The 25,760-nt window shown below is 68.7% G+C and carries 25 protein-coding genes and 1 riboswitch; of the genes, 5 read left to right on the top strand and 20 right to left on the bottom strand.

The annotated features are described in order from the left end of the window. Positions 1-99 precede the first annotated feature (99 nt). Both ACFWBQ_RS21185 and ACFWBQ_RS21180 read right to left on the bottom strand, forming a co-directional pair. The gene (locus ACFWBQ_RS21185; RefSeq protein WP_385491138.1) at positions 100-1,128 is read right to left on the bottom strand and encodes a DMT family transporter; all 1,029 of its coding nucleotides are present in this window, start codon (positions 1,126-1,128) and stop codon (positions 100-102) included. Positions 1,129-1,195: 67 nt separating this feature from the next. Then, entirely contained in the window at positions 1,196-1,726 is a 531-nt protein-coding gene (locus ACFWBQ_RS21180) for a Clp protease N-terminal domain-containing protein (protein ID WP_385491136.1), read from the bottom strand. A gap of 249 nt (positions 1,727-1,975) precedes the next feature. Between ACFWBQ_RS21180 and ACFWBQ_RS21175 the strand changes: the two genes are divergently transcribed. Next, complete coding sequence (locus ACFWBQ_RS21175) at positions 1,976-2,164, top strand: hypothetical protein (RefSeq protein WP_385491133.1); 189 nt, start codon at positions 1,976-1,978, stop codon at positions 2,162-2,164. Between the two features lie 89 nt (positions 2,165-2,253). On the opposite strand, the gene ACFWBQ_RS21170 is transcribed toward ACFWBQ_RS21175, so the two are convergent. The 5 genes from ACFWBQ_RS21170 to ACFWBQ_RS21150 form a co-directional block, all read right to left on the bottom strand. Further along, positions 2,254-2,859, bottom strand: a complete 606-nt coding sequence (locus ACFWBQ_RS21170; protein ID WP_385491130.1) for a PadR family transcriptional regulator — start codon at positions 2,857-2,859, stop codon at positions 2,254-2,256. A gap of 98 nt (positions 2,860-2,957) precedes the next feature. Next, the gene (locus ACFWBQ_RS21165; RefSeq protein ID WP_385491128.1) at positions 2,958-4,163 is read right to left on the bottom strand and encodes an MFS transporter; all 1,206 of its coding nucleotides are present in this window, start codon (positions 4,161-4,163) and stop codon (positions 2,958-2,960) included. Between the two features lie 372 nt (positions 4,164-4,535). Further along, positions 4,536-5,018 (bottom strand): hypothetical protein, encoded by a 483-nt coding sequence (locus ACFWBQ_RS21160; RefSeq protein WP_385491126.1) that lies wholly within the window; start codon positions 5,016-5,018, stop codon positions 4,536-4,538. A gap of 10 nt (positions 5,019-5,028) precedes the next feature. Next, positions 5,029-5,397, bottom strand: a complete 369-nt coding sequence (locus tag ACFWBQ_RS21155; RefSeq protein WP_385491124.1) for an ArsR/SmtB family transcription factor — start codon at positions 5,395-5,397, stop codon at positions 5,029-5,031. Continuing rightward, complete coding sequence (locus tag ACFWBQ_RS21150) at positions 5,394-5,840, bottom strand: SRPBCC domain-containing protein (protein WP_385491122.1); 447 nt, start codon at positions 5,838-5,840, stop codon at positions 5,394-5,396. Before ACFWBQ_RS21150 ends, ACFWBQ_RS21155 begins: the two co-directional genes overlap by 4 nt. A 299-nt stretch (positions 5,841-6,139) precedes the next feature. Here ACFWBQ_RS21150 and ACFWBQ_RS21145 point away from each other — a divergent pair, with 299 nt between their 5' ends. After that, positions 6,140-6,961 (top strand): PhzF family phenazine biosynthesis protein, encoded by an 822-nt coding sequence (locus tag ACFWBQ_RS21145; protein ID WP_385491120.1) that lies wholly within the window; start codon positions 6,140-6,142, stop codon positions 6,959-6,961. Positions 6,962-7,005: 44 nt separating this feature from the next. Here the strand turns inward: ACFWBQ_RS21145 and ACFWBQ_RS21140 are convergent, their stop codons facing one another. Then, a complete protein-coding gene (locus ACFWBQ_RS21140; protein ID WP_385491573.1) occupies positions 7,006-7,785 on the bottom strand; it encodes a CPBP family intramembrane glutamic endopeptidase in 780 nt (259 codons plus the stop codon). Positions 7,786-8,807: 1,022 nt separating this feature from the next. Further along, on the bottom strand, positions 8,808-10,313 hold the full coding sequence (locus ACFWBQ_RS21135; protein WP_385491118.1) for a glutamate--cysteine ligase: 1,506 nt from the start codon (positions 10,311-10,313) through the stop codon (positions 8,808-8,810). Positions 10,314-10,802: 489 nt separating this feature from the next. Here ACFWBQ_RS21135 and ACFWBQ_RS21130 point away from each other — a divergent pair, with 489 nt between their 5' ends. Continuing rightward, on the top strand, positions 10,803-11,408 hold the full coding sequence (locus tag ACFWBQ_RS21130) for a hypothetical protein (RefSeq protein ID WP_385491116.1): 606 nt from the start codon (positions 10,803-10,805) through the stop codon (positions 11,406-11,408). A gap of 288 nt (positions 11,409-11,696) precedes the next feature. After that, the gene (locus tag ACFWBQ_RS21125) at positions 11,697-11,903 is read left to right on the top strand and encodes a DUF5999 family protein (RefSeq protein ID WP_385491114.1); all 207 of its coding nucleotides are present in this window, start codon (positions 11,697-11,699) and stop codon (positions 11,901-11,903) included. Positions 11,904-11,973: 70 nt separating this feature from the next. On the opposite strand, the gene gcvP is transcribed toward ACFWBQ_RS21125, so the two are convergent. Continuing rightward, positions 11,974-14,859 carry an aminomethyl-transferring glycine dehydrogenase gene (gene gcvP / locus ACFWBQ_RS21120; protein ID WP_385491111.1) on the bottom strand — a complete coding sequence of 962 codons (2,886 nt, stop codon included), beginning with the start codon at positions 14,857-14,859 and terminating at the stop codon, positions 11,974-11,976. A gap of 191 nt (positions 14,860-15,050) precedes the next feature. Then, positions 15,051-15,146, bottom strand: a riboswitch (glycine riboswitch). A 132-nt stretch (positions 15,147-15,278) separates the two neighbouring features. On the opposite strand from gcvP, the gene ACFWBQ_RS21115 reads away from it, so the two are divergent. After that, positions 15,279-15,650 carry a PRC-barrel domain-containing protein gene (locus tag ACFWBQ_RS21115; RefSeq protein WP_385491570.1) on the top strand — a complete coding sequence of 124 codons (372 nt, stop codon included), beginning with the start codon at positions 15,279-15,281 and terminating at the stop codon, positions 15,648-15,650. Here ACFWBQ_RS21115 and ACFWBQ_RS21110 read toward each other — a convergent pair. The 10 genes from ACFWBQ_RS21110 to ACFWBQ_RS21065 form a co-directional block, all read right to left on the bottom strand. After that, positions 15,572-17,026: a DNA polymerase IV gene (locus ACFWBQ_RS21110; RefSeq protein ID WP_385491108.1), complete on the bottom strand. Its 1,455-nt coding sequence runs from the start codon at positions 17,024-17,026 to the stop codon at positions 15,572-15,574. The genes ACFWBQ_RS21115 and ACFWBQ_RS21110 overlap by 79 nt on opposite strands. Before the next feature lie 75 nt (positions 17,027-17,101). After that, positions 17,102-17,719 (bottom strand): MerR family transcriptional regulator, encoded by a 618-nt coding sequence (locus tag ACFWBQ_RS21105; protein WP_385491105.1) that lies wholly within the window; start codon positions 17,717-17,719, stop codon positions 17,102-17,104. Positions 17,720-17,887: 168 nt separating this feature from the next. After that, entirely contained in the window at positions 17,888-18,361 is a 474-nt protein-coding gene (locus ACFWBQ_RS21100; RefSeq protein WP_006123076.1) for a bifunctional nuclease family protein, read from the bottom strand. Between the two features lie 53 nt (positions 18,362-18,414). Further along, entirely contained in the window at positions 18,415-19,158 is a 744-nt protein-coding gene (locus ACFWBQ_RS21095; protein ID WP_385491102.1) for a MerR family transcriptional regulator, read from the bottom strand. A gap of 42 nt (positions 19,159-19,200) precedes the next feature. Then, positions 19,201-19,998: an FHA domain-containing protein gene (locus ACFWBQ_RS21090; RefSeq protein WP_385491099.1), complete on the bottom strand. Its 798-nt coding sequence runs from the start codon at positions 19,996-19,998 to the stop codon at positions 19,201-19,203. A 190-nt stretch (positions 19,999-20,188) separates the two neighbouring features. Beyond that, positions 20,189-21,007 carry a DUF881 domain-containing protein gene (locus ACFWBQ_RS21085; RefSeq protein ID WP_385491095.1) on the bottom strand — a complete coding sequence of 273 codons (819 nt, stop codon included), beginning with the start codon at positions 21,005-21,007 and terminating at the stop codon, positions 20,189-20,191. Between the two features lie 5 nt (positions 21,008-21,012). Next, complete coding sequence (locus ACFWBQ_RS21080; RefSeq protein ID WP_003970459.1) at positions 21,013-21,345, bottom strand: small basic family protein; 333 nt, start codon at positions 21,343-21,345, stop codon at positions 21,013-21,015. Then, complete coding sequence (locus tag ACFWBQ_RS21075) at positions 21,342-22,262, bottom strand: DUF881 domain-containing protein (RefSeq protein WP_385491092.1); 921 nt, start codon at positions 22,260-22,262, stop codon at positions 21,342-21,344. Before ACFWBQ_RS21075 ends, ACFWBQ_RS21080 begins: the two co-directional genes overlap by 4 nt. A gap of 99 nt (positions 22,263-22,361) precedes the next feature. Further along, a complete protein-coding gene (locus ACFWBQ_RS21070) occupies positions 22,362-24,857 on the bottom strand; it encodes a sugar phosphate nucleotidyltransferase (protein WP_385491089.1) in 2,496 nt (831 codons plus the stop codon). A 112-nt stretch (positions 24,858-24,969) separates the two neighbouring features. Then, a complete protein-coding gene (locus ACFWBQ_RS21065; protein WP_385491086.1) occupies positions 24,970-25,578 on the bottom strand; it encodes a CDP-alcohol phosphatidyltransferase family protein in 609 nt (202 codons plus the stop codon). Positions 25,579-25,760 lie beyond the last annotated feature (182 nt).

Here is a 25,760-nt window from a genome sequence, read left to right as displayed (position 1 = left end):
GAACCGCTCGGGAACTGCCCGAGCCCGGTCTTCGTCAGGAGTGGCCGCGCGCGCTAAGCGACAGGCGGCGGAAGTACGGTCAGATGCATGATCGCCACCCTACGGCGAGGTCCGGTGCCCGGACAACTCACCCTCGGCGGCAGCGGACTCACCGCTGCCCGCACCGTCCGATACCGGCACTCCGGCGCCGGATGCCACCGGCCCTGACGGGGGCCTGGGCGCGGCGGACTGTGCGATGAAGGCCCCGATCAGCACCACACCGCCGCCGACGAGCTGGGGCGCGGAAAGGTGTTCGCCGAGGAGCACCCAGGCCAGTACGGTCGCGATGACCGCCTCCAGACAGGCGACAACACCGGCGACCTGCGGTGAGAGCAACCGCACCGACACCACACCGGTGACATAGGCGAGCACGGTCGCGAGCAGCACGATCCAGCCCAGCAGCAGCCATGCGGGAACGGCGTTCCCGTTCATCTCGGCGCTCCCGCCCAGAGCCGCCCAGTTCATGCCCCAGGGCCTGGCCACGACGGTGAGCACGACTGCCCCGACCAGCAGTCCGTACGCGATCACACCGAACGGATGAGGCCGCCCGGCGTCGGTGGGTCCGTGGCTGCCCTGGTCGGACAGGACGAAATAGCCCACCTGGCAGCACGCCGCTCCGAGCGCGAGCATCAGCCCCACGGCGTCGAAGCTCAGTCCGGCCCACACCTCGACGACACAGGCCAGTCCGCCGACCGCGAGGACCACCCCGGCCGCGGCGGCCCGGGTGACGGGCCTGCGCTGCACGAAGCGCACCCAGCCAAGGACCAGCGCGGGCGCCAGATACTCGACGAGAAGGGCGACGCCGACAGGGATACGGGAGATGGCGGCGAAGTAGAAGGCCTGAACGCCCGCGACGGCGAACAGCCCGAAACCGGCCAGCAGGGCCGGCCGCTCACGCACCAGGTTCCGGTGCCGCCAGGCAACGGGCAGCATGACGAGAGCGGCGCCCGCCACGCGTAGCCACACCACGTGCAGCGGGTCGAGGCCCGCCTCGATCAGCGGCTTGGCCGCCACCCCTGAACCACCGAATGCGAGCGCCGAGGCCAAGGCCAGGCCCAGACCGGCGCTTCTCCCCTGAGACGCGTGCATCGGCACATCATGGCAGCCCGCGTCAGCAGCGTCATCCTCGTCACGCCTGTCGGAGGGGTGTCCATGATCACCTCTGCCGTGAAACCTCGGCCAGCCGGTCCGCCGTTCGCCCGGCGAGCCACGCAGCATCCACGCCTGCCCGCTCCAGAACCTCAACGGCACGACACTCCGGGTCCCCGACCAGTGCGGCGAGAATGTCGAGCCCACCGGCGCAGGACTCCCCGCGCAGAGCTGCACCCCGCTCCGCCCGGTCCATGGCCGCGACGGCCGAGGGTGACCAACCGTCGGCCCCCGGCTCGCGCGCCGCCGTCAGTGCGCCCGAGTGCTCCAGCGTTCCCTGCCAGCGGAGCCCGTATCCGATGCTGCGCTGCACGAGATAGCCGAGGACCCTGGCCAGTTGCGGCCCACCGTCGAAAACCCCGCGGACCTCGGGGTCGGATTCGATGAGTGAGTGCAGCAGATGAGCCGTGTCGATGTGGCGGTCGCCGTCACGCAGGGCCCGCCTGCGCGCACCCGTCACCACCGATGCCAGTTCAGCGGTGAATCCGGCGTGGTTCGGTGCGGGCTGTTCGGGTATCCGTGGTGTCCGGTTGTGCACACAACCCACCCCATCAGCCCCGGGGCGCGGAGACATCCCCGCTACGGCCCATCTGCACGTCCCACCGAGGGCGGGCACCGGAGGAGTTCCTCATCCTTGCGGATGAGATCCCGCTCCGAGGGGGGGCACCGATCCGGAGAAAGTGCGCGCGCCGCCTTGCGCCACGGTCCCGGCGCAACCGGTGACGCGCGGCATACGTCCCTCAGGCCACAGCGATCCGACGGCGCCGGTGGGAGGAGGGGTCCTTTCGTGTCCTGGTTGGTCGCCCTGCCGGCCCTCGACGGACGGCAGTACGTCTATCGCGTCCACGCCCCCGCCGACGCACTGCCCGCCGACCTCTTCTGGGCGGCATTCCACTGCCACGACGAGGGACCGCACCCCCGCGCTTCGGACCGGTTCGACTCGGCGGCGATCTGGCGGACGGGGCAACAGAACTGATCACCCGCCAGTGATGCGGGCACCCTCACACGCCGGGACGCCGTAAGGGCCCCGCGGAACAGGGCCCTTACGGCGTACACCACAGGCAATCAGTGTTCGTCGGCAAGGATCAGATAGAGCTTCTTACGGGCGTCGTTGATCACCGTGAGCGCCTTCTTCCGCTGGTCGGCGGAGCCGGTCTTCCAGACCTGCCCGAACGCCTCCATCAGACCGAAGCCGGCCTGGCGGATCTCGTTCACACCCTCCCAGTCGACTCCACGCCCGGCCTCTTCCCACGGCGCCTCCGGACCGGTTTCGGCCTCGGTCCGGCCCGCCTCGGTGAGCGTGTACAGCTTCTTGCCGCCCTCGCTCGCGCTGACGATCAGGCCCTCGTCCTCGAGCAGCTGAAGAGTGGGGTAGACGGAGCCGGGACTGGGCCGCCATGCCCCTCCGCTGCGCTCGCCGATCTCCTGGATCATCTCGTATCCGTGCATCGAACGGTCCTTGAGCAGCGCCAGGATCGACGCACGCACATCGCCGCGCCGAGCCCTGCCCCTGCCGCCGCCCCGGCCGCGTCCGCCACCGAAGGGGCCGCCACCGAAGGGCGGACCGAACGACCCGAAAGCTGCCCGCCTCCCCTCGTCATCGCCCCGCCTCTGATGACCGGGCCCGCAATGCCCATGTCCGTGCTCATGCTCGTGTCCATGTGAACGCATCGCTACGCTCCTTCCATCGTTGATCTGTCGCGATGCTTCGACGATATATCGGAACCGATCGCTTGACAACCTACGGCCGTGTTGTCCGTTGTCCTGTCTCAGTGAAGGTTGACCACTTCGGTCACGTCCGGTGACGAGTCCCACAGACCGCCGAGCACCAGGACCGCCATCACCGCCACGGCCCCCGCCGCCACACCGAAACCGCCGTGCGCACCGCCCGCGTCCACCACCCGCCCCGCGACCGCCGCAGCGCCCGCTATTCCTGCCGCGCTTGCGGAGTTGCCCCAGGCGAACGCCTGGGTGAGGACCGCGCGCGGGACCGACGACTCGGTGAGGACGGAGGTGAGGATCAGCAGGACCGGCACGGCGAGTCCGGTCAGGGCGAGGGTGGCGCCGACCGCGAGGGGCGCGTCGAGGAAGGTCAGTGGGAGACTCGCGAGAGTGAGGCAGACGGCGGCTGCGGCCTGGTGGCGCCGGGGTGAGCCGCCGTGGCGCCAAGTTCCGTAATCCCAACCACCCACCAGGTTGGTGCAGTTGGAGGCGAAATAAAGCAGTGCTGCCGCGTCCGGCGTGCCGCGTTCGACGGCGTACGCGGCGACGGATACCTGCATCGCGCCGAAGAACACCCCGAGCGTGGGGCCGAGCGCGACCTGCAGCAGGAATGCGGGGCGGAGCAGGGCGCGTCCGGCGTGCCGGCGTTCGGCGCGACCGCTGAGGGGCGGCATGGTGCGGCGCTGGGCGGCGAGGGCGAGCCCACCGCCGACGACGAGCGCGGCGGCGAGCAGCACCCCAACGCCCGGGCGGCCCGCCGCACCGAGGACGCTCACCAGCGCCGGGCCGGCCATGTAGGACACGCCGTTGGCGAGGGCCTCCAGGGCGAAGGCGGTGGGCAGCGCGGCAGCCCGTTCGCCGGACAGCAGGGCGGACCAGCGAGCGGCGGACAGGGCACCGAGCTGGGGCAGCGTTGCCCCGACGAGCACTCCGGCGACGAGGTCCGGAACGGCGCCGGCGAGCAGCAGCGCCACGGCCCCGGCATGTGCGCCCAGCACGCAGGGAAGCACCCACGTCTGCCCGAACCGGTCGACGAGGCTCCCGATTTGGGGCCCGGCGACGGCGTCCGCGACAGCGAATCCGCCGGTGACGAGACCTGCGGTGGCATACGACCCGGTGCGCGCGTGCACCAGCCAGACGATGCCGATTCCCGTCATGGCGATGCCCAGACGCCCGACAGCGGCGGGAAGGAAGAAGGCCGCAACCCCCGAAGTGCGCAGCAGAGTACGGTAGTTCGTCGATGCCGAAGGCACGACGCATCCCTTTCGCCGCCCGGCGGGACGCGCCGCACGGGGTCGTCGGCGTCCGGATGTGCCGACCCGTGGCTGCGCCTGAAGCCGTCCAGTGGTGGCGTGGAGCGGGGACGCGCACCCCACGCCGACTCCGTCACCGGGCAGATGTCATGCAGTAGTTGGTGACTTCCTCGAGCGTAGAGGAACGGCGCGCAGAAACGAACACCCCCCAGAAGCAACGCGAACGGCTCATCCCTGCCCTGACCGGCACAACTACGAACTCCTGGCCCAACCAGCGATCCCACTCAGGAAGAGCTCTCGGGTGACCGGCAGGTCCGCCTCCTCGAGGCCTGAGTGGCGAGCGCAGCCGGCCGGCACTGTTCCCCCCGCCTCTCAGGCGCGTCCGGGGGCGGCGCGGCGAAGGTCGAGGAGCTGCTGGGTATGCCCTGGCACGTGGTTCTCGGCGAGGCCATCGATGAGGCTTGAAAGCGGGACCGGCCGGTCCAGCACGAGCGCGTCGTTGGACAGGAGGAGCGCAGGCACCAGAACCGAGGCGGCTTGCTCGTTGAGCCGATCGGCGACGTCACAAAGAACGGTGGCCTGACTGCGGACGTGATCAATCAGGTCCGCCCTGCCGGAGTGCTCGGCGATGATCCGCTCAAGATTCCAGGTGTCGAGGGAGATCCGGTTGTCGAAAGAGGGCCGCGAGCCGGCGACGACAAGAAGAGCAACCGCTGCCGTCGCGGCATCGACGCTGAGGAGATGGGCCAGGATCCGGTCGGCGTTCCATCCTCCGTCGTCGGCGTCGCCGAGGTCGGGTACGGCTGCGGCATCGAGCAACCTGCCGTAGGCGCCGCGCAGTGCTGTCGTGTCCATGGGTACTTCCTCAGTCGGGTTGTGTTGAGGGCGAATCCCGCTCGGCTGCCTCGGCGACGCGTTTGATGGTGGCCAGCCGTCGGTCCCAGTCGGTCGCGAGCGTGGCCATCCACCGTGCCGTCGCGTCCAGCGCCGCGGGCCGCACCGTGTACCGGACCTCGCGCCCGACCCGGCCGCCGGAAACCAGACCGGCGGCATCCAGGACGGCGAGGTGCTTGACCACCGCCTGGCGTGAGACGGGGAGCCCATCGGCGAGTGTCGTCGCGGTGGCCTCGCCCTGCGCGGCGAGCAGATCGAGCAGTTGTCGTCGCGTCGGGTCGGCCAGCGCGCCGAGGACGCTGTCGACGACCTCGGCGGCGCCGGAGTGTTCTTCCGTCACGTGGAGGCCTGTTCTGCGCGTGTCTTGAGCGCGTCGAGCTCCAGGGGCCAGCCTTCGCTGTGGTCCTTCAGGTTCTGACTGCGCAGTTCCTCGGACCCGGCCAGCGCCGCGAACCCGCTCTCGACGACGCGCAGCCGTGTCCGGTCGCCCTCCTGGGCCAACGTGAATTCCACGAGGGTGCTGTTGTTCTCGCGCAGCTCTTCCCCGGGGAACGCGCTGGTCCAGCGGTACGCCAGGTACGTCGGCGGCTCAACCTTCTCCACGCGCACCGGGAAGTCACCGTGTTCGGCGTGCTTCGCGACCATCGATTCCCCTTCCCTGGCCACGGTGCCGGGCAGGCTCGCCTTGTCGGCCACCCAGAACCCGGGTTGGGACACCAGCGACCAGACCCGCTCCAGGGGGGCCGCGATCAGGGTTTCGCGTTCGATCCGGTCTTCGCTCATGAGGGGACTCCATTCATCGCCGCCATTGAATTGCAACCCCAGGGTTGCACATCCATCCCCGAGGTGCAACTCAACAGTTGCACCTCGGTCGGGTTCACCACAGCCGGTTGCACCCAGGCGCTCATCGTTGGCCGGCGACGACGTATGCGGGCCGGCCGCGAGCCGTGAGACTGCTCGAACCCGAGGAGACGCGCTCGGGCTTCGATGAGACGGGACACATGTCCCACCCGACAGGACGAGGGCCGGCAACCGGCAATTGGCCTTGGACGATGCGTTCCGGCCCGCCTACGGTCACGGTCATGAGGATCCGCATCGTCGACGCATTCACCGACCGCCCCTTCGCCGGTAACCCCGCCGGGGTCCTGATCCTGGATTCCGGCTCCTTCCCCGATCCCGGCCGGCTTCAGCAGATCGCGGCCGAGGTCAACCTCTCCGAGACCGCGTTCGCCCACCCGTTGCCGCCCGGCGGCGAAGCCGACTGGGCGCTGCGCTGGTTCACCCCGGCCACTGAGGTCGACATGTGCGGGCACGCCACACTCGCCACCGCCCATGTCCTGCACACCACGGGAACAGCGAGCGGTACGGTGCGTTTCTCGACCCGCTGCGGAATCCTGCGCACCACCACCCACCCGGACGGCGCTCTCACGCTGGACTTCCCGACGGCCCCGCTGACACCCGTCGCCGCTCCGCCCGGTCTCGCGAAGGCGCTGGGCGCCGATCCCGTCTCGGTCCACGACACGGGATCGCACGTCGGCGACCTGCTGATCGAACTCTCCGACGAAGCTGCCGTACGCGCACTCACGCCGGACTTCGCAGGTCTGGTTGCCCACTCCCGGCGCGGCATCATCGCCACGGCCGAGGCCGCGGACCCTGCGCGCGGCTACGACTTCGTGTCGCGCGGCTTCTTCCCTGGAGTCGGCATCGACGAGGATCCGGTGACCGGAAGCGCCCACACCGCCCTGGCCCCGTTCTGGTCGGCACGCCTCGGGCGCGACGACCTCACCGGCCTGCAGGCCTCCGCCCGCTCAGGCCTGGTCCGCACCTCACTGCGCGGAGACCGCACCCTGCTGACCGGCAGCGCCGTCACCGTCATCGACGGGGAACTGCTGGCCGCACTCTGACCTACGGCCGGGGTGCACGGATCCGTGCACCCCGGCCCCTTCGTTCACGGCGTGGGCAGCCAGCCCACCTTCCCTGCGAGCAGGGCGTATCCCACGAACGCCCCGATATCGAGCAGGGCATGCGCGACCACCAGCGGCCCGACACGCCCCCAGCGCCGGTACAGCAGCACGAAGACGACGCCCATGACCATGTTTCCGATGAAGCCGCCGATCCCCTGATAGAGGTGGTACGAGCCGCGCAGCACGGAACTCGCCACCAGGGCGGCCATGGGCGTCCAGCCCAACTGCCCGAGCCTGCGCAGCAGATAGCCGACGACGATGACTTCCTCCAGAACGGCATTCTGCACCGCGGAGAGAATCAGCACAGGGAACTTCCACCACACATCGGGCAGCGACTCGGGGACCACCGTCAGGTTGAACCCGCCCGCCCGCGCCGCCAGATAGAACGCCAACCCCGCACTGCCGATCCCCGCCGCGACCAGGGTGCCGCGCCCGAGGTCCGACCAGGGCCTGGTCCGGTCGAAACCGAGGGCACGCAGACCGGCGCCCTCACGGGTCAGCAGATGAGCCACCAGCGCGACGGGCACAAGAGCCGTTGCGATTCCGAACAATTGCCAGGCCAGATCCAGCCACGGCCGCCCAGGCGCGTACGAACCGTTCAGCGTCGCGGCCTGATCCTTCAAACCCCCTGGTTTCGTCAACGATCCGACAAAACTGATCAGGGCAGACACCCCGCTGGCCCCCAGCGAGAGGGCCAGCACCAGCACCGTCTCCGACCGCAGGATCCGCCGCGAAACGGCCTCTTGAGGAATCAATTCAGCCACGCGCCCCGCCTCCACCAGTACACCTGCCTTCAGTTCCGCAATCGCATCTCATGCCGCCCGCCGTCCCGCCAGGGTCTCGAATACATGCACGAAGATCATGCGTGACAGGCCGGGGGACGATCACCGTTGCCGATGGCGTGGTCCCCTTTCCTTGTTCTTCCTCAAGGAGGCACCACCGACATGGGACGTCATAGCTTGCCCGACAGCTACCCGACCGAGGGACACCGGGGACACCCTGCACCCACGCCGCCCTCGTTCCGTCACCGGCACCGTCCCCACGGTGCTCGTGCCGGCGGGAACAGCGGTCGCGGCGCAGGACGGCCTGCTGCCGCTCTCGGAACTCCTGCGAGGACTCGGCAGTGCGCCTGACCGGGTTGACCCAGTACGCCTGACCACGGTCGCCTCCCCGGACATCGCCCCCACCGTCCGCGCCGTCGCGGCCGGGGCGCGCAAGGATAAGCCGCGATCCGACGGCCGGTGGCCCACGTCACCGTCGTCGCCCGCGATTCCCAGGAGGTCGCGAAATCGTTCGCCACAGGTTCGGGGAATCCCGCTATCAGGTCTGGCTGCCGGGTTCCGGTTGCGGCCTCTGACTGGACCGCACGAAGGGCTCGGGCAAAGGCATCCCGTTCACCCCGGGCGACTCCGTGGCCACCTCCCCGGTGACCGTGGGCACGGTGGCGTCCGCCTCCAAGGCGCTGGGCCGGCCCGAGAAGACCTACTCCTGGGCCGAGTCGGCGGCTTGGGCCATGGCGTCGGACACGGTCCGTCTGGGAGCCGCCGATCCGGCACACAGCGCAACCGGCCTGCAAAGAGGCCGGTTCCGATCATCGCCGTCGCGGTCGGCCCGGACGCCGGCCGCGCGGAGGTGTCGGAGAGGGCCGAAGTCACCGGCGGAGGCGGCTACGAGGTCAGCGACCCCGCCGAGAGGGTGACATCCTGCAGGCCGCCATGACGGCCGGGCAGAGCGGTCGCGGAGCCCCGCCGCAGCCTCCGTCCCGCCAGGGTTCTGCCGCCTGCCCTCAGGGAGCGGGGAAGCCGACCGGCCAGGTGTGCACCGGCTCGCCCGCCTGCATCAGCTCGCCGTAACGCCGGGTGGTGGCAGCCAGCGCAGCCTCACGTTCGAGACCCGCCTCCAGCGCCCGGTGGTATGTATCGACCTGCCAGGAGGCCCCGTTCACCCGGAGCCTGCAGCGCTGCTCGATGACGCCGAGATAGCGGTCACGGTCCGCGGGCTCGATGTTCCAGGCGTCGAGCCCGGCAGCGGCGAGCGGCAGCAGCTCATCCCGCACCAGCTTGACCGCGGGCACCTTCGCGACCCCGCCCGAGCGGCCCGGGCGGGGCCAGAGCAGCTCCGCGTCGATTCCGTGGCGGCAGGCGGCGTCGAAGTTCTCGGCGGCCGCGTCGAAGGGCAGCCGGGTCCACACCGGCCGGGACTCGTCGGCCAGCGCGCGCACCAGGCCGTAGTAGAAGGCGGCATTGGCGATCACATCGGTGACGGTCGGACCGGCGGGCAGAACCCGGTTCTCCACCCTGAGGTGCGGAATGCCGTCGGCCAGGCCGTACACCGGCCGGTTCCATCGGTAGACCGTGCCGTTGTGCAGGACGAGCTCGGCCAGCGCGGGTACGCCGCCCTCGTCCAGCACGCGCAGGGGTTCCTCGTCGTCGCAGATCGGCAGCAGCGGCGGGAAGTAGCGCAGATTCTCCTCGAAGAGTTCGTGTGCGGAGCCGATCCAGCGCTCTCCGAACCAGGTCCTCGGGCGCACTCCCTGATTCGTCAGTTCGGGCGACCGTACGTCCGTGGCCTGCAGGAACAGTGGCGGCCGGGACTCCCGCCACAGCTCCTTACCGAACAGGAAGGGAGCGTTGGCTCCGAGTGCGATCTGGACGGACGCGATGGCCTGGGCGGCATTCCACACATCTGCGAAGCGGGCCGGCGTCACCTGCAGATGCAGCTGGACCGATGTACAGGCAGACTCCGGCGCAATGGAAGCGGAGGTACAGACCAGCCGTTCGACACCTTCGATATCGAGGGCGAAATCCTCGCCGCGCGCGGCAGCCATTTGATCGTTGAGAAGCGTGTACCGGTCCACGTCCGACAGATTGGCCGAGACCACATCGTGGCGGCCCAGAGTCGGCAGGATTCCGATCATCATGATCCCGGCATCGACCTCGGCGGCCTTCCGGTGGGCATATGCGAGCCCGGTACGGAGCTCCTCGGCGAGCTGATCGAATACGCGTCCGCTCAGCCGGTGCGGAAGAATATTTACTTCCAGATTGAACATCCCGAGTTCGGTCTGGAAATCACGGCTGGCGATCCGCTGGAGGACCTCCGCATTCCGCATCCTCGGCATACCGTCGGAGCCCGCAAGATTGAGTTCGATCTCCAGACCCATGAGATTTCTGGGACGATCGAACCTCCCCTCCGCCAGGAGCCTCTCCAGCCCCTCCAGGCACTGGGAGAGCTTCTTGCGGTACACCTGCCGATCGGACAGATCAAAGGCGCCGGCCACGACCTTGTCTCCCATCGAAGGGTCCCTCCTCGAGTGGGCGGCCCGCAGCCCAGGCCGCTCGCATCACGATCGATAATGCCCAGACGGGGTGATCTATAACGCCCCCGATGCCCATGGGTACCCGGTAGTCTGACGACAGGAGCCGGGGGCACATTCCTACGGCATGCAGCCAATGCAGTTCTCGGTGCCGGATGCGTGGTGGAAACACCGATGGGTTTCAGCCTACCGCTGTATCGGAAGAAAACCTGGCAGAGGACAGTCGGGGCAGTCCGAACCAACACGAACACCGCATTTCAAAGGCTAGAACCTGCCTTGCATGCAATACGCGGGACGGCTAGCCGAAACATTGCGTGAACACTTGTCGTATAAACTCTGCGAACGAGGCAGAGAGTTGACGCACCGGCCCGTCCGCCCGTCACGGCCTTCCTCTGGCCCCGCACGCCGACAGCGCCGTCTGCACCCGCCCACGCATCACCGTGTCTCCGAAGTGAGAGGCGACCCACTATGCCGCTGCATGTTTCTCCGGCCCCAGCGCCCGCACTGCGCAGCGTTCTCGCGGCACTCGGTTCTCCCACCGCAGTCCGCGAGGCCCATACGCCCGCTCTCCGGTCCGTCCAGGGATCGCTGAGCCCCGATCTCCCCCTCCCGGTCCATGTACTGGACCGGATCGTCCCGAACGGCACCACGCCCCGCACCCGCCTCGCCGGCTGGCGCTTCCTGATCCGCAGCGGCGAGCGCGCCGTCGCCGCCGCGGACACCATGCTCACCGCCGACGGCTGGACCTTCTCCCATTTCTTCGAGGGGCCGTACATCGTCTCGACCGAACTCGCCATGCGGCAGGCGGATTCGGCGGCAGCGCACTACCAGCCGCGCCTGCTGTCCGTACCCGAGCTCTACATGCTCACGCTGTGGCTGCACGACGACACCGAAGCCGATGCCGCAGGAGGCACGCTCGCCCCGACCGATGTGCTGGTGCCCCTCGCGCCCGCGCCTCCCGGCATCACGGCCCACCGCCCGCACCGGGTCGCCGATCTGCTTCCGGTCATGACACTGCGTGTCACACCGGCTCCGCTTCCCGGCGTGCCCGGTCTGCTCGGTTCACCCGCCTGATCCTCGAACGCCATGCGCCCCCACCGTGCTCCGCGGTGGGGGCGCATCCCTACCCGTCCGGACTAGCCCCTTCAGGCCACCCCGAACCACCCGAAGGGACAGTGCAGTTGCATTGAACCGTCCGGCCGGGTGATGCGTCATGAGAGGAGAAGAGCAGCTGCCGCGAAATCCCTGCGGAACGACGCCCGTAGGGCAACACTGGGACCGGACCGACTTGATACGGGGGCGGCCATGAACACATCGTCACACCGCAGGACACTCGACTCGACGCAGCGAAAGAACCCATCCATGTGCCAGCACCAGCCACCCTGCCCGACCGCAGACTCCAACGACCGGGAAGCCGCGCGCCTGACGGCCCACCACCCGGAACAGGGCTGGAGCCTGCTGTGCAACGGCGTCCTGCTCTTCGAGGACACCGGTGAGCTGCTCCCGGACGGGCAGATCATTGCCCCGCACCGGCCGCTGAAGACCGGCCGGGTGATGAAAGCCGCCTGACCGCGGCCGGAGAAACACGGGGGCCGGCCCGGAGAAGTCTCCGCACCGGCCCCGACGAGTGTCCGCGTGCTTACTGGTCGTACTCGTCCAGCGGCGGGCAGGAGCAGACCAGATTGCGGTCGCCGAACGCACCGTCGATCCGGCGCACCGGCGGCCAGTACTTGTCCGAAGGCGTGACACCGGCCGGGAAGACAGCCTCTTCACGGCTGTAGGCGTGCGTCCACTCGCCACCGAGCGCAGCCGCCGTGTGCGGGGCGTTGCTCAGCGGGTTGTCCTCCGCGCCCCACGTACCGGATGCGACCTTCTCGATCTCGCCGCGAATGGCGATCATCGTGTCGCAGAACCGGTCGAGCTCCGCGAGGTCCTCGCTCTCGGTGGGCTCGATCATCAGCGTCCCGGCCACCGGGAACGACATCGTGGGCGAGTGGAAGCCGTAGTCGATCAGCCGCTTGGCGACGTCGTCGATGCTGACCCCGGTCGCCTTGGAGATCGGGCGCAGATCCACGATGCACTCGTGTGCGACAAGCCCGGCCGGGCCGTTGTACAGGATCGGGAAGTGCGGTTCCAGGCGCTTGGCGATGTAGTTGGCCGCGAGTACGGCGACCTGCGTCGCACGCTTCAGTCCCTCGCCGCCCATCAGGCGTACGTACGCCCAGGAGATGGGCAGAATTCCGGCCGAGCCCCACGGGGCCGCCGAGATCGGGCCGACGCCGGTCTCCGGGCCCGCGGCGGGCTGGAGCGGGTGGTTCGGAAGGTACGGCGCCAGGTGCGCACGTACGCCGACCGGGCCGACGCCCGGGCCACCGCCGCCGTGCGGGATGCAGAAGGTCTTGTGCAGGTTCAGGTGCGAGACGTCGCCGCCGAACTTGCCCGGCTTGGCAAGGCCGACCAGCGCGTTGAGGTTGGCACCGTCGACGTACACCTGGCCGCCCGCGTCGTGCACCTCGCCGCAGATGGCGGCGACGTGCTCCTCGAAGACACCGTGCGTGGACGGGTAGGTGATCATGAGGACGGCGAGTTCGTCGCGGTGCTTCTCGATCTTGGCGCGGAGGTCCTCGATGTCGACCTCGCCGTCGTCGGCGGTCTTCACCACGACGACCTTCATGCCCGCCATCACGGCGCTCGCGGCGTTGGTGCCGTGCGCGGAGGACGGGATGAGGCAGACGGTGCGCCCCTCGTCCCCGTTGGCCCGGTGGTAGGCCCGCACGGCCAGCAGACCGGCGAATTCACCCTGGGAGCCCGCGTTGGGCTGGATGGAGACGGCGTCGTAGCCGGTGACCTCGGCGAGGCGCTCCTCCAGCTCACGGATGAGGGTGAGGAAGCCCTGTGCCTGCTCCGCCGGCGCGAAGGGGTGCAGCGCGCCGAATTCGGGCCAGGTGATCGATTCCATCTCGGCGGTGGCGTTGAGCTTCATGGTGCAGGAGCCGAGCGGGATCATGCCCCGGTCCAGCGCGTAGTCACGGTCGGCGAGCTTGCGCAGGTAGCGCAGCATCGCCGTCTCGGAACGGTGCTGGTGGAAGACCGGGTGGGTGAGGAAGGTATCGGTGCGCATCAGGTTCTCGGGCAGCGCGTCGTCGGCGTCGGCGTCGAGGGCCTCGATGTCGCCGCCTGCTCCGAAGGCGGCCCAGACAGCCGCGATCTGCGTACGGGTGGTGGTCTCGTCACAGGCGACGGAGATCCGGTCGGCGTCGACGAGCCGCAGGTTCACTCCGCGCTCACGGGCTCCGGCGACCACACCGGCCGCCGCGCCGGGGACGCTCACGGTGATCGTGTCGAAGTAGGCGCTGTGCACCACATCGATGCCGGCGGACCGCAGACCGTCGGCCAGGATCGTGGCGTACCTGTGGGTGCGCCACGCGATCGTGCGCAGCCCCTCGGGGCCGTGGTAGACGGCGTACATCCCTGCCATGACGGCGAGCAGTACCTGCGCGGTGCAGATGTTGCTGGTGGCCTTCTCCCGCCGGATGTGCTGCTCGCGGGTCTGGAGTGCGAGGCGGTACGCCTTGTTTCCGTCCGCGTCGACGGAGACGCCCACGAGACGGCCGGGCAGACTGCGCGCGAACTTCTCGCGGACGGCCATGAAGCCGGCGTGCGGCCCGCCGAAGCCCATCGGGACGCCGAAACGCTGCGTGGTTCCGACGGCCACGTCCGCGCCCAGCTCGCCGGGCGGGGTGAGCAGAGTCAGGGCCAGCAGGTCGGCTGCGACGGTGACGATCGCACCGAGTTCGTGGGCGCGGTCGATGACGGGCTTGATGTCACGTACCGCTCCGGAGGCGCCCGGGTACTGCAGCAGGACACCGAAGACGCCACGCTCGGCGACTTCAGCCGGAATTCCCTCGGTGAGGTCGGTGACGACCACCTCGACGCCGGTCGGCTCGGCGCGGGTCCGGATCACGGCGACGGTCTGCGGAAGGGTGTCGGCGTCGACCAGGAAGACGCCGTTCTTGACCTTGCCGACGCGCCGAGCCAGCGCCATGGCCTCGGCAGCTGCCGTGCCCTCGTCGAGGAGAGAAGCACCGGAGGTGGGCAGACCGGTCAGGTCGGCGACCATCGTCTGGAAGTTCAGCAGGGCCTCGAGCCGCCCCTGGGAGATCTCCGGCTGGTAGGGCGTGTACGCCGTGTACCAGGCAGGGTTCTCCATGACGTTGCGCAGGATCACCGGCGGGGTGAACGTGCCGTAGTAGCCGAGCCCGATCATCGGTGCGAGCACCTGGTTGCGGTCGGCGAGGCGTCGCAGCTCGGCCAGGACCTCGGCCTCGGTACGGGCCGCCGGGAGATCCAGCGCCTCGGCGCTCTTGATCACGTCGGGCACGGCAGCGTCGGTGAGCTCGTCGAGGGAGCCGTAGCCGACCTGGGCGAGCATCTTGGCCTGGGCCTCGGCATCGGGCCCGATGTGGCGCTGCTCGAAGGGAATGCCCTGCTCCAGCTGGGAGAGCGGAGTGCGACGGGGGGTCATGATGGAGGCCTCCTGGTCTCACGACCTGCGAGGGGCACCACGGCGTGGCTGCCCGAACGGCCTCCCCATCTGTCATCTCGACCTGAGAGCTTCACCGGCATGCCCAGAGGCAGACCGGCTTTCACCGTCGGTGAGGAAGGGGCCCGCCACGGCACATGCCGTACGAATCCCGCCCTGCTTTCCAGAGTGACCTCGTCCGTGCGGTACGGGGGCCTGAGAGATTCCGGGGAGGAGTTGCTCCTTCGGCGCCACCGGAATTCTCCGGAGGACTCTCCCGCACAGGGTCAGCAGCCAGGTTCCAGACTACCAGCGGGCCGGCACCGGCCGTCTCGAGTGGCCGAAGCCCCGGATCTGGCCTTTCGTAGTGCCTGTGGAGCAGTTGCGACCACCCTGATGCAGTGCGACCTGTGGGAGGCACCGTGCAGACCGACATCGATCCGCGCAGCCTGATCGGCCGCAAGGCCTTCGACCGCCAAGGCTCCAAGATCGGAACGGTGGACGAGGTCTATCTCGACGACGCCACCGGTGTACCCGAGTGGGCCGCCGTTCGCACCGGACTCTTCACCCGGGACGCGTTCGTCCCGCTGGAACCGAGCGAATTCGTCGACGGCACGCTGGTGGTCCCCTTCGACCGCGCCCTGATCAAGGACGCCCCCGATTTCGGTGTCGGCCGGCATCTCTCCCCGGAGCAGGAGCTGCAGCTCTACCGTCACTACGGGCTGGACTCCGCCGCGCCGGGCGGGACGGGGCCGGACAGGAACTTCGGCAGGCTGGCCGGCCACGAGGAATAGTCCACAGGGTTTCGCACGAGGGGAAGCGGGTCGGCCGGCTGCAGCTGCGGATCGTCGACGCGGAAGGTGCGCACCCGGCCCGGCCGCTCCCCGGGCTCCTCGAACCGGACCGTGACACGGCCGACGCCGCTGCCCTGCACCCAGCCGTGGCCGTGGACGTCGTGCCGTACATCGTGGCCGGCGGGCCACCGCCGGCCGGCAAGCCGGTCCGCCCTCTCCTCGGCCGCGTCCTGCGGCGTGACCGGCTCGTCGGGGATGTCGGCGGCCCCGCTCTCCGACTCGCCCGCCACCGCCTGCAGTGCGTCGGCGGCCTGCGCGAAGAGGTCCTCCTGGGTGAAGTCCGCGAGCCCCGTGACGCCTACTCCCAGGAGCCGTACGCCCCCGGTGGTATCGACGGCCTCCAGCAGCCGCGCTGCGGCTTCCCTGACGACCGTGGGGTCGTCGGTGGGGCCGCGCAGGGTCTCGGAGCGGGTGAGCGTGGAGAAGTCGTAGCGGCGCACCTTGAGCACGACGGTCCGCCCCGACCTTCCCGCGTTCCGCAGGCGCTCCACGCACCGTCCTGCCAGCCGCTCCACCTCCGTCCTGACCCGGACCCGGTCGTGCAGGTCCACGTCGAAGGTGTCCTCGACCGACACGGACTTCGCATCCCGTTCCGCGACGACGGGCCGGTCGTCGTGTCCGAGGGCCATGCGGTACAGCGCGACGCCGTGCGCATTGCCCAGCAGACGGACCAGCTCGGCCTCCCCCGCCTCGGCCAGGTCCTGGACCACCGTCATCCCGGCGCGCCGCAGATGGTCCCCGGTGGCGGGCCCGACGCCCGGCAGAATCCGCACGGACATGGGAGCGAGCAGCTCACGCTCGGTACCCGGTTCGATGAGCAGGAGACCGTCCGGCTTCGCTTCCTCCGAGGCGATCTTGGCCAGCATCTTGGAACCGGCCAGACCGACGGAACCGCTGAGTCCGGTGACGCCTTTGATGACCGTACGCAGCTGCTCACCGATCACGCGGGCCGATACCGAGTCATCCGCGACCCCACCGGCCTCCAGGTCGACGAAGGCCTCGTCCAGGCTGAGCGGCTCGACGAGCGGGGACAGCCGCCCGAGGAGCTCCATCACCTGGTCGCTCACCGTCCGGTAGAGGGCGAAGCGCGGCACCAGATAGGCCGCGTTGGGTGCCAGCCGTCTCGCCTGTCCCATGGGCATCGCCGAATGCACACCGAAGCGCCGGGCCTCGTACGACGCGGTGGCCACGACCCCGCGCATCCCCAGCCCGCCCACCACCACGGGTTTGCCGCGCAGGCTGGGTTTCGCCGCCTGCTCGGCAGAGGCGTAGAAGGCATCCATGTCCAGATGCAGGATGGTGGGAGCGGCTCTCACATCAACCGATGCTGCCCTATGCCACTGACAACCGGCCTGCCCGGCGCCCGTGCGGCGCGGGGCAGGCCGGGTGGCTCAGCCCGCGCGGTTACGCCGCCGGGCCAGTTCGTCCGCGGGATTGTTGCCGATCAGCGTCTCGCCCGTGTCGACCCGCTCGCCGTGGAGCTGGGACAGAGTCGCATCCACATCGCGCCAGACGACGCCCACAGCGATACCGAACACACCCTGGCCCCCCTGGAGCAGATCCACGACCTCGTCGGGCGAGGAGCACTCGTAGACCGTCGCCCCGTCGCTCATCAGGGTCATGCGTTCAAGATCCGTGAATCCGCGGGCCCTCAGGTGCTGGACCGTGGTGCGGATGTTCTGCAGTGCGACTCCTGTGTCGAGGAACCGCTTCACGATCTTGAGGAGAACCACGTCCCGGAAACTGTAGAGACGCTGCGTCCCCGACCCGTACGCCGGACGCACGCTCGGCTCCACCAGCCCTGTGCGCGCCCAGTAGTCGAGCTGGCGGTAGGTGATCCCGGCCGCCGCGCACGCCGTGGGCCCCCGGTAGCCGATCTCACCTGCCACTACCGCACCGTCCGCTGCCACCGCCGCCGGCTGAACCGGCTGCCTGATGGTGTGGTCGGCTGCACTGCTGTACTGCCGGTACGGCCCACCCGCAGCCGTACCGTCGCCGCTGCTTCTCACGCCGACCTCCGTCCTTGACCTGCCATCTCGAAGGTAGGCAGTCACCAGGGGTGCGTCAACGATCGCCACACTCGGCACGCCGAGTGATAATCACCCTGAGGGTGGTTTGCCGTGTCTCATTTCCGGGAACGGCTTCTCGGATGCGCTGACAGCACCCCCGCGGGACGGTCACTGACTGTTCGTACCGAAGTCCTCCGGCGAGATCTGGTCGAGGAACTCACGGAACTTCTCGACCTCGTCCTCCTGCTCATCCGGGATGGCGATCCCCGCGTCGTCCAGCACACCGTCACTGCCGTAGATCGGCGTTCCGGTGCGCAGGGCGAGCGCTATGGCGTCCGAGGGCCGCGCACTCACCTCGACTCCGCTGGCGAAGACCAGCTCCGCGTAGAAAACCCCTTCTCTGAGGTCCGTGATCCGGACCTCGGTGAGCTCCTGGCCGACGGCCTCGAGCACATCCTTGAAGAGATCATGGGTCAGCGGCCTGGCCGGAGCCATGCCCTGCTGGGCGAAGGCGATCGCGGTCGCTTCCCCAGGGCCGATCCAAATGGGGAGGTACCGGTCGCCTCCCACTTCACGCAGGAGCACGATCGGTTGGTTGGAGGGCATTTCCACCCGGACACCCACAACGTCGAGCTCGTTCACACAGCAACCCTAGGACGTGCCCGCCATGTTTGGATAGTCGGGCTCCGCCGCGGTCAGTGGAACCGAACCTTGAGGGCGATCTGCACGAAGGCCGCGTGGAGCCGGACGGACAGCTCCGCGAGCTCTCTCGCGGTGGCCTCCGCATGGGCTCTGGTCTGCGGATTCCGGTGTCGGCGCAGGGGCGCGACCACCTGTTCGACGAGTCCTGCCTCGCGATCCGCGGCCGCTCTCACGGCCCGCAGATGCCGAGGTTCCAGACCGAATCGCCCCAGATCCGCCACAAGTTTCGCCACGGTAACCGCCTCGGCGTCGTAGCTTCCCTCCGGCGTGGACGCGATCAGCCCGTAGGACTCCCACTCGATGAGCTGGTCCTCACTGACGTCAGCGGCGGCAAGAAGCTCGGAGCGCCCGATTCGGGCGGCTGTCGTCCGGCCCGGGTCGGGGTCCCAGCGACCGTCCACGAGCTCACCCTGTGCGCCGCCGGACGGCAGCGCGGCCTGCTCACCGCGGGCGAGGGCGTCCAGGTGCTCACGGATGACCTTGAGCGGCAGGTAGTGGTCCCGCTGCATGCGCAGTACCTGAGCCAGCCGCTCGACATCGGCCGGGCTGAACTTGCGGTAGCCGGAGGGCGTCCGCTGCGGCTCGATGAGTCCCTCGGCCTCCAGAAAACGGATCTTGGAGATCGTTACTTCGGGAAATTCGTCGCGCAGCTCCAGAAGCACCGTGCCGATGCTCATGGCGCGCTCGCCCGCGGCGGCGGTGCCGTGACCGGCACCGCCTGTCGGTGTTCGGAGCATGAACCTTCCTGGGGGTCCCCCCGGACGGAGTCCGGGGGAGAGTCACACGCCCCGCTGGCTCGCGTAGAAGACCAGCCGGTACTTGCCGATCTGGACTTCGTCGCCGTTGGACAGCAGGACGGAATCGATGCGCTCACGGTTGACGTAGGTCCCGTTGAGGCTGCCGACGTCGCCCACGGTGAAACTACCGTCCGGGTTCCTGCGGAACTCCACATGACGCCGCGACACGGTCACGTCATCGAGGAAGATGTCGCTCTGCGGGTGACGGCCCGCCGTGGTCAGCTCGCCGTCCAGCAGGAAGCGGCTGCCGGAGTTCGGGCCGCGGCGCACCACCAGGAGCGCGGATCCTGCGGGCAGGGCGTCGACTGCGGCCTGCGCCTCCGGCGAGAGGGAGGGAACAGCGGTCTGTCCCGTCACCTCGGCCTCGTACGCCTCGATGCCGGAGATCGAGATGGTCGAGGTCGTCTCGGAGGCACGCTCGGGCACTCCGCCCCTCAGCGGCGCACCGCAGTTGGAACAGAAACGGCTGGCCTCGCCATTGCGATGCCCGCACCTCGTACAGACCGGCATGGAGGAGCCCTCCGGGGCGGGGGCGAACCCTCCACCCGTACTTGAGGTCGATGGTTCCCCGAAACCTATGCGTCCGGCACCGGCAGGGTCAACAGACGACGCGCCGGGGGCACCTCGCTGCCCCCCCGCCGAACCCGGCACCTCGTCGCGGAAGAGCGGGCGCTCCGAGCCCTGCTCCTCGGCGCCCTGACCCTGGCGCGGAGCACGGTGGCGAGCAGCGCCACTGTCCTCGCGTGCACTCTTTCCGAACAACTTCGCAAACAACTTCACGGGCGTTTCCCCTTGACCGAAATAGACCCGCCCGTGGGGCAGGACGAACCCTGAATGAACACACCTGCCGACCCGGACATCCTCACAACGTCCGTATCCACCCGACAGTTTCCACCACGCGCCACCGATCCGATGCGCCGACCCCCCGCAACCTCATGCCTGTGTCCTGCGAGCAGCGCGCACCAAGGCCTCACTGGGGCGACGACCGAGCGTAGTCAGGCCGCTTCGCCGGTCGCAAGGCGTCGACGACGATCTCCTCGGCCTGTGCCACCTCCGCCGTGGCCTGCTCCTTCTCGAGCGTCTGCACGACTCCGCCGGGGATGTTCAGCGCCGGCTCGAGGTCCTGGGGCTTGCCGATCACCTTGAACTCGTAAGGCGCCCGGATCTTCCGGCCGTCCACCCTCAGGTCGCCCCCGTCACCGGAGAAGTAGGTATTGGCCACCACCCGCACGCCGTTGATCTCTATCGCTTCGGCACCGGCCGCCCGCAGCTCCTGGATGGCGTCGAGAAGCATGTCTGCCTCGACCGCACCGCTCGGGTCGTTGATGGTCAGGGTGATGCCGGGTCCCTTGGCCGCGACCGTACCCGCGAGGATACCGAGCTGCCGCTCCTTCTCGAGCGTCTGCTTGCGGGCCTCCTCCGCCTGGTCGGAGCTGTTCTCCAGCTCCGTGCGCTGGTCGTCCAGGCGCTGTTTCTCGTCCTCGAGCCGCTGGGTCCGGTTGTCGAGCTCGTCGAGGATGCGGACCAGGTCCTCCTGACGGGCACCGCGCAGCGCGCTGTTGTCGCTGTTCGACCTGACCTGGATGGCCAGCCCTAGTCCCAGTACGAACAGCAGGAGCGCCACGATGAGTTGGGCCCTGCTCACCCTGGGCGGCCAGAGGCCTGCCAGCAGCCGTTGGCGCCCGGAGGACTCCTCGGGCGCGGCGCCGGGCTCGGGTGCCGGCGCGGGGACCTCGGCCGGCAGTTCGCCGGCGGGTCCTTCGTTGCGCGGATTCTCGTCGTTGCTCATCGGCCTCAAGCCCGGAAGACGTGCCGGCGGATCGCCGCGGCATTGGAGAAGATGCGGATACCGAGCACGACCACCACACCGGTGGAGAGCTGGGCTCCGACACCCAGCTTGTCGCCGAGGAACACGATCAGCGCAGCCACCACGACGTTCGAGAGGAACGACACGACGAAGACCTTGTCCACGAAGATCCCGTCAAGCATGGCGCGCAGACCTCCGAAGACGGCGTCGAGCGCGGCCACCACGGCGATCGGCAAATAGGGCTCGACCACCGCCGGCACTTCGGGCCGGACCAACAGTCCGACCACGACTCCCACGACGAGGCCCAGTACGGCGATCACGATGTGCCCTTCCCTGTATCTGCCGCACCACTGCGCGTGTCTGCGGCCTGAGGCTCTGCTGTGCGTACGATCAGGCTCGGCGCGGCCGGAAGACGCACCTGCTCCTGATCGGAGATGCTGGTGCGGATGTCGAAGCTCTCGTGCAGCGCCTGCAGATACAGGCCGTCCGCGCTGTCCTGGAAGGCAGCGGAGAGATTCTTGCCGTCCCCCACCGCCAGCACCGTGTACGGCGGTACGAGCGGCCTGTTGTCGACCAGTATGGCGTCGCCCGCCGCACGGATCGCCGAGAGGGCGGTCAGCCGCTGCCCGTTGATGGCGATCGCTTCGGCCCCGGACTGCCAGAGACCGTTGACCACCCGCTGCATATCGCGGTCGCGCACCCGCCCGGTGTCGGCGAAGCCGGTCGACTCACGCGGTCCGTCGCCGCCCTGATCGGTGTCCTTGGCGTCATCGATGACGAGCTTGATTCCGGGCCCTTCGACCGCAGTCGCTCCGGAGAGCAGTGCTACCAGTCCGCCCTTGTCCCCGCCGTGCTGTTCGAGCGCCTTGCGCTGCCGTTCACCGACGTCCTTGCGCAGTTCGTCGACATCCTCCTGCAGCGTGTCCGCCGCAGTGGTCTCCGCGTTGACACGATCGATGAGCTCTTCGCGTTCCTTCGCCACGACCGGCGCTGCGACCTGTGCCTCTGCGGCACCGAGCGTCACGACGAGAGCTGCCACCACGAGACCTGCTGCGAGACCCAGTTTCGACTTGAGGGTACGGGGCATGCCCGCACTCCCGTCGGCCTTGCGGCGCGCCGCAGCCTCGGCGTACCCCTCGTCGAGGCTGTGGTCCATCACATTGGTCAGCAGCGACATGGACGCGTCGGGGCGAGGACGCGTCGGGGTGCTACTCCGATCGGGGGGCGGCTGCGACATGCCGCACATCGTCGCACGTCATGACTGCTGCCGCCGAATGGCCCCACCGGTGGCCCGGAAGCCGCAGCACAACGGCGTCCGGGCCACCCTGCCCGGCTCTCAGTCGCCCGCGCTGTCCACGATCGCCGACCACTCGTCGAGCAACGCCTGGGCCGAGGCGTCGTCGGGGCCTTCGGCCCACAGATGGGTGACGGCCTCCGCCCTGTCGGGCAGCACCATCACCCAGCGGCCGTCCGTCTCCACCACCCGGACACCGTCGGTGGTGTCCACACTGCGCTCCCCTGCCGCCTCCACGACCCGCCGCATGACAAGCCCCTTGACCGCCCACGGCGTTGCAAGGTCACGGCGCAGTACATGGGCACGTGGGATGCGGGCGTCGATCTGGCTGAGCGTGAGCTGGGTCCGGGCCACGAGGCCGATGAGCCTGACGAAGGCAGCCGAACCGTCGAAGACACTGCTGAACTCGGGAATGATGAAACCGCCACGTCCGTCACCGCCGAAGATGGTGGCGTCCTCGCGCCCCACCCTGGTCAGGTCGTCCGGGGACGTGGTCGTCCACTCCACCTGCGTGCCGTGGTACGCGGCCACCTGTTCGGCGACGCGGGTGGTGGTCACCGGCAGGGCCACGCGCCCGCTCCGCCGCTCGGCCGCCACAAGGTCGAGCATGACCAGCAGGGCCCTGTCGTCCTCGATGATCCGGCCCCGCTCGTCGACGAGAGAGAGCCGCTCACCGACCGGGTCGAACCGCACGCCGAAGGCTGCCCGTGCGGACGACACGATCTCCCCGAGCCGCACCAGTCCGGCCCGTCGGGTCTCGGCGGACTCGGTGGGCCGAGACTCGTCGAGCCCCGGGTTGATCGTCAGCGCGTCCACCCCGAGCCGCCCGAGCAGGCTGGGCAGGACGAGCCCCGCGCTGCCGTTGGACGCATCCACGACGACCTTGAGGCCCGCATCGGCGATGCCGGCCGTATCGACGTTTCGGAGCAGGGAGCCCGTATAGGAGTCGAAGACACTCGACGGGAAGTGGAGATCTCCGATCTCGCCGGGGAAGGCCCTGCGGTACTCCTGGCGGGCGTAGACCCGGTCGAGCTTTCGCTGACGTGCCTGGGAGAGATCAGCGCCACGCTCGTCGATGAACATGATGTCGACGGAATCCGGCACTCCCGGCGACGTCCGGATCATGATGCCGCCGGCACTGCCCCGCGCGGTCTGCTGGCGAGCCACGGGCAGCGGCACGTTCTCCAGGTCCCGGACGTCGATGGCGCTGGCCTGCAAAGCGGAAATGACCGCTCGCTTGAGCGCACGCGCACCACGGGAGTGGTCACGGGCCGTCGTGACCGTCGACCCCTTCTTCAGGGTTGTCGCGTACGCGCCGGCGAGCCGCACCGCGAGTTCCGGGGTGATCTCGACGTTCAGGATCCCGGAGACACCACGCGCTCCGAAGAGATGCGCCTGTCCACGCGACTCCCAGATCACCGAGGTGTTGACGAAGGCCCCGGCCTCGATGGTCTTGAACGGGTACACCCGCACATTGCCCTGGATGATCGACTCCTCGCCGACCAGACACTCATCGCCGATGACGGCGCCGTCCTCGATGCGGGCCGCCCGCATGATGTCGGTGTTCTTGCCGATCACACAGCCGCGGAGGTTGCTGTGCTGGCCGATGTACACATTGTCGTGCACCACGGCCCTGTGCAGGAACGCGCCGGTTTTCACGACGACATTGGACCCGATGACAGTGTGTTCACGGAGCTCGACGCCGGCTTCGATCTTGGCGTAGTCGCCGATGTACAACGGCCCTCGGAGTACCGCATCAGGATGGACCTCCGCGCCTTCGGCAACCCACACACCGGGCGAGATCTCGAAGCCGTCGAGCTCGACATCGACTTTGCGTTCCAGCACATCGGCCTGGGCCTTCACGTAGCTCTCGTGGGTGCCCACGTCCTCCCAGTAGCCCTCGGCGACATAGCCGTAGATCGGCTTGCCCTCCTTCATGAGCTGCGGGAACACATCGCCGGACCAGTCCACCGACGTATCGGCCTGGACATAGTCGAAGACCTCGGGCTCCATGACGTAGATGCCCGTATTGACGGTGTCCGAGAAAACCTGACCCCAGGTCGGCTTCTCCAGGAAACGCTCGACCTGTCCCTGCTCATCGACAATCGTGATGCCGAACTCCAGTGGATTCGGGACCCTGGTCAGGCACACCGTGACCAGGCCGCCCTTCTCCTTGTGGAAGGCGATGAGGTCCGTGAGGTCGAAGTCGGTGAGTGCGTCACCGGAAATAACCAGGAAGGTGTCGTCCTTCAGGGCTTCCTCGGCGTTCTTCACACTTCCCGCAGTACCGAGTGGCTTCTCCTCGTTGGCGTAGCTGAGCTCCATCCCGAGCTCTTCGCCGTCGCCGAAGTAGTTCTTCACCAGCGAAGCAAGAAACTGAACGGTTACGACGGTCTCATTGAGCCCATGCCGCTTGAGCAGCCGCAGCACATGCTCCATGATCGGCCGATTGGCCACGGGCAGGAGCGGCTTGGGCATGCTTGAGGTCATAGGGCGAAGACGAGTGCCTTCACCGCCGGCCATCACAACGGCCTTCATGTCGGAAACGTCCTCCTTGAAGAGACGACGGTCTAGCCGACATCACCCGTCGGGGCAACAACCACAGCATCCGTTGCGGACCGGCGACACTGCGCGGCACCGCATCAACGAGCTATTCGGCTACTTCATCCGCCTTGACGAGTCGGCGGACCTGGACCACGTAGAGGATCCCTGCCCACCAATAGAGCGTTGTACCCCAACCAGCGAACGCCCATCCGAAAACGGCGCCCAGCGATGCCAGCCAACCACTTCCATCACTGAGCAGCAACAAGGGGAAGGCGTACATCAGGTTGAACGTTGCAGCTTTCCCGAGGAAGTTCACCTGCGGCGGCGGATAGCCGTGCCGGCGCAGGATTCCCACCATGACAAGGAGCATGAGCTCACGGGCGAGAAGTGCTGCGGTCACCCATAGCGGCAGGATCTCGCGCCAGGTGAGCCCGACGAGAGTCGACAGGATGTAGAGGCGGTCGGCAGCCGGGTCCAGGAGTCGCCCGAGGCTGCTGATCTGGTTCCATCGGCGGGCGAGTTTGCCGTCGAGGTAGTCACTGACGCCGCTCAGCATCAGCACCAGCAGCGCCCAGCCGTCGCTGTTGGGCCCGCCGAACACGGGGCGAAGGATCAGCCACAGGAAGAGCGGCACGCCGACGAGGCGAGCCATGCTGAGGATGTTGGGGATGGTGAGTACTCGGTCCGTCTGAACTCGAGTCTCCTGGACCTCCACCCGGGGGCCTCCTGTGAAGAACGTGCCAATGATGCACCCTGACCCTACCCTCAGCCGCGGAGGGCCGATGCATGGGGGTACAAGAACGTGGTGAACGCAGAAAAGCCCCGTGCCACAAGGGCACGGGGCTTTCCCGGAATAATTGTTCGGCGGCGTCCTACTCTCCCACAGGGTCCCCCCTG

Origin of the sequence: Streptomyces sp. NPDC060035 (genome assembly GCF_042736635.1) — a bacterium.
In the GTDB taxonomy this organism is placed as follows: Bacteria; Actinomycetota; Actinomycetes; order Streptomycetales; family Streptomycetaceae; genus Streptomyces.
The sequence above is the reverse complement of the archived record's forward strand: the minus strand, read 5'-3'. Positions and strand labels throughout refer to the sequence as shown.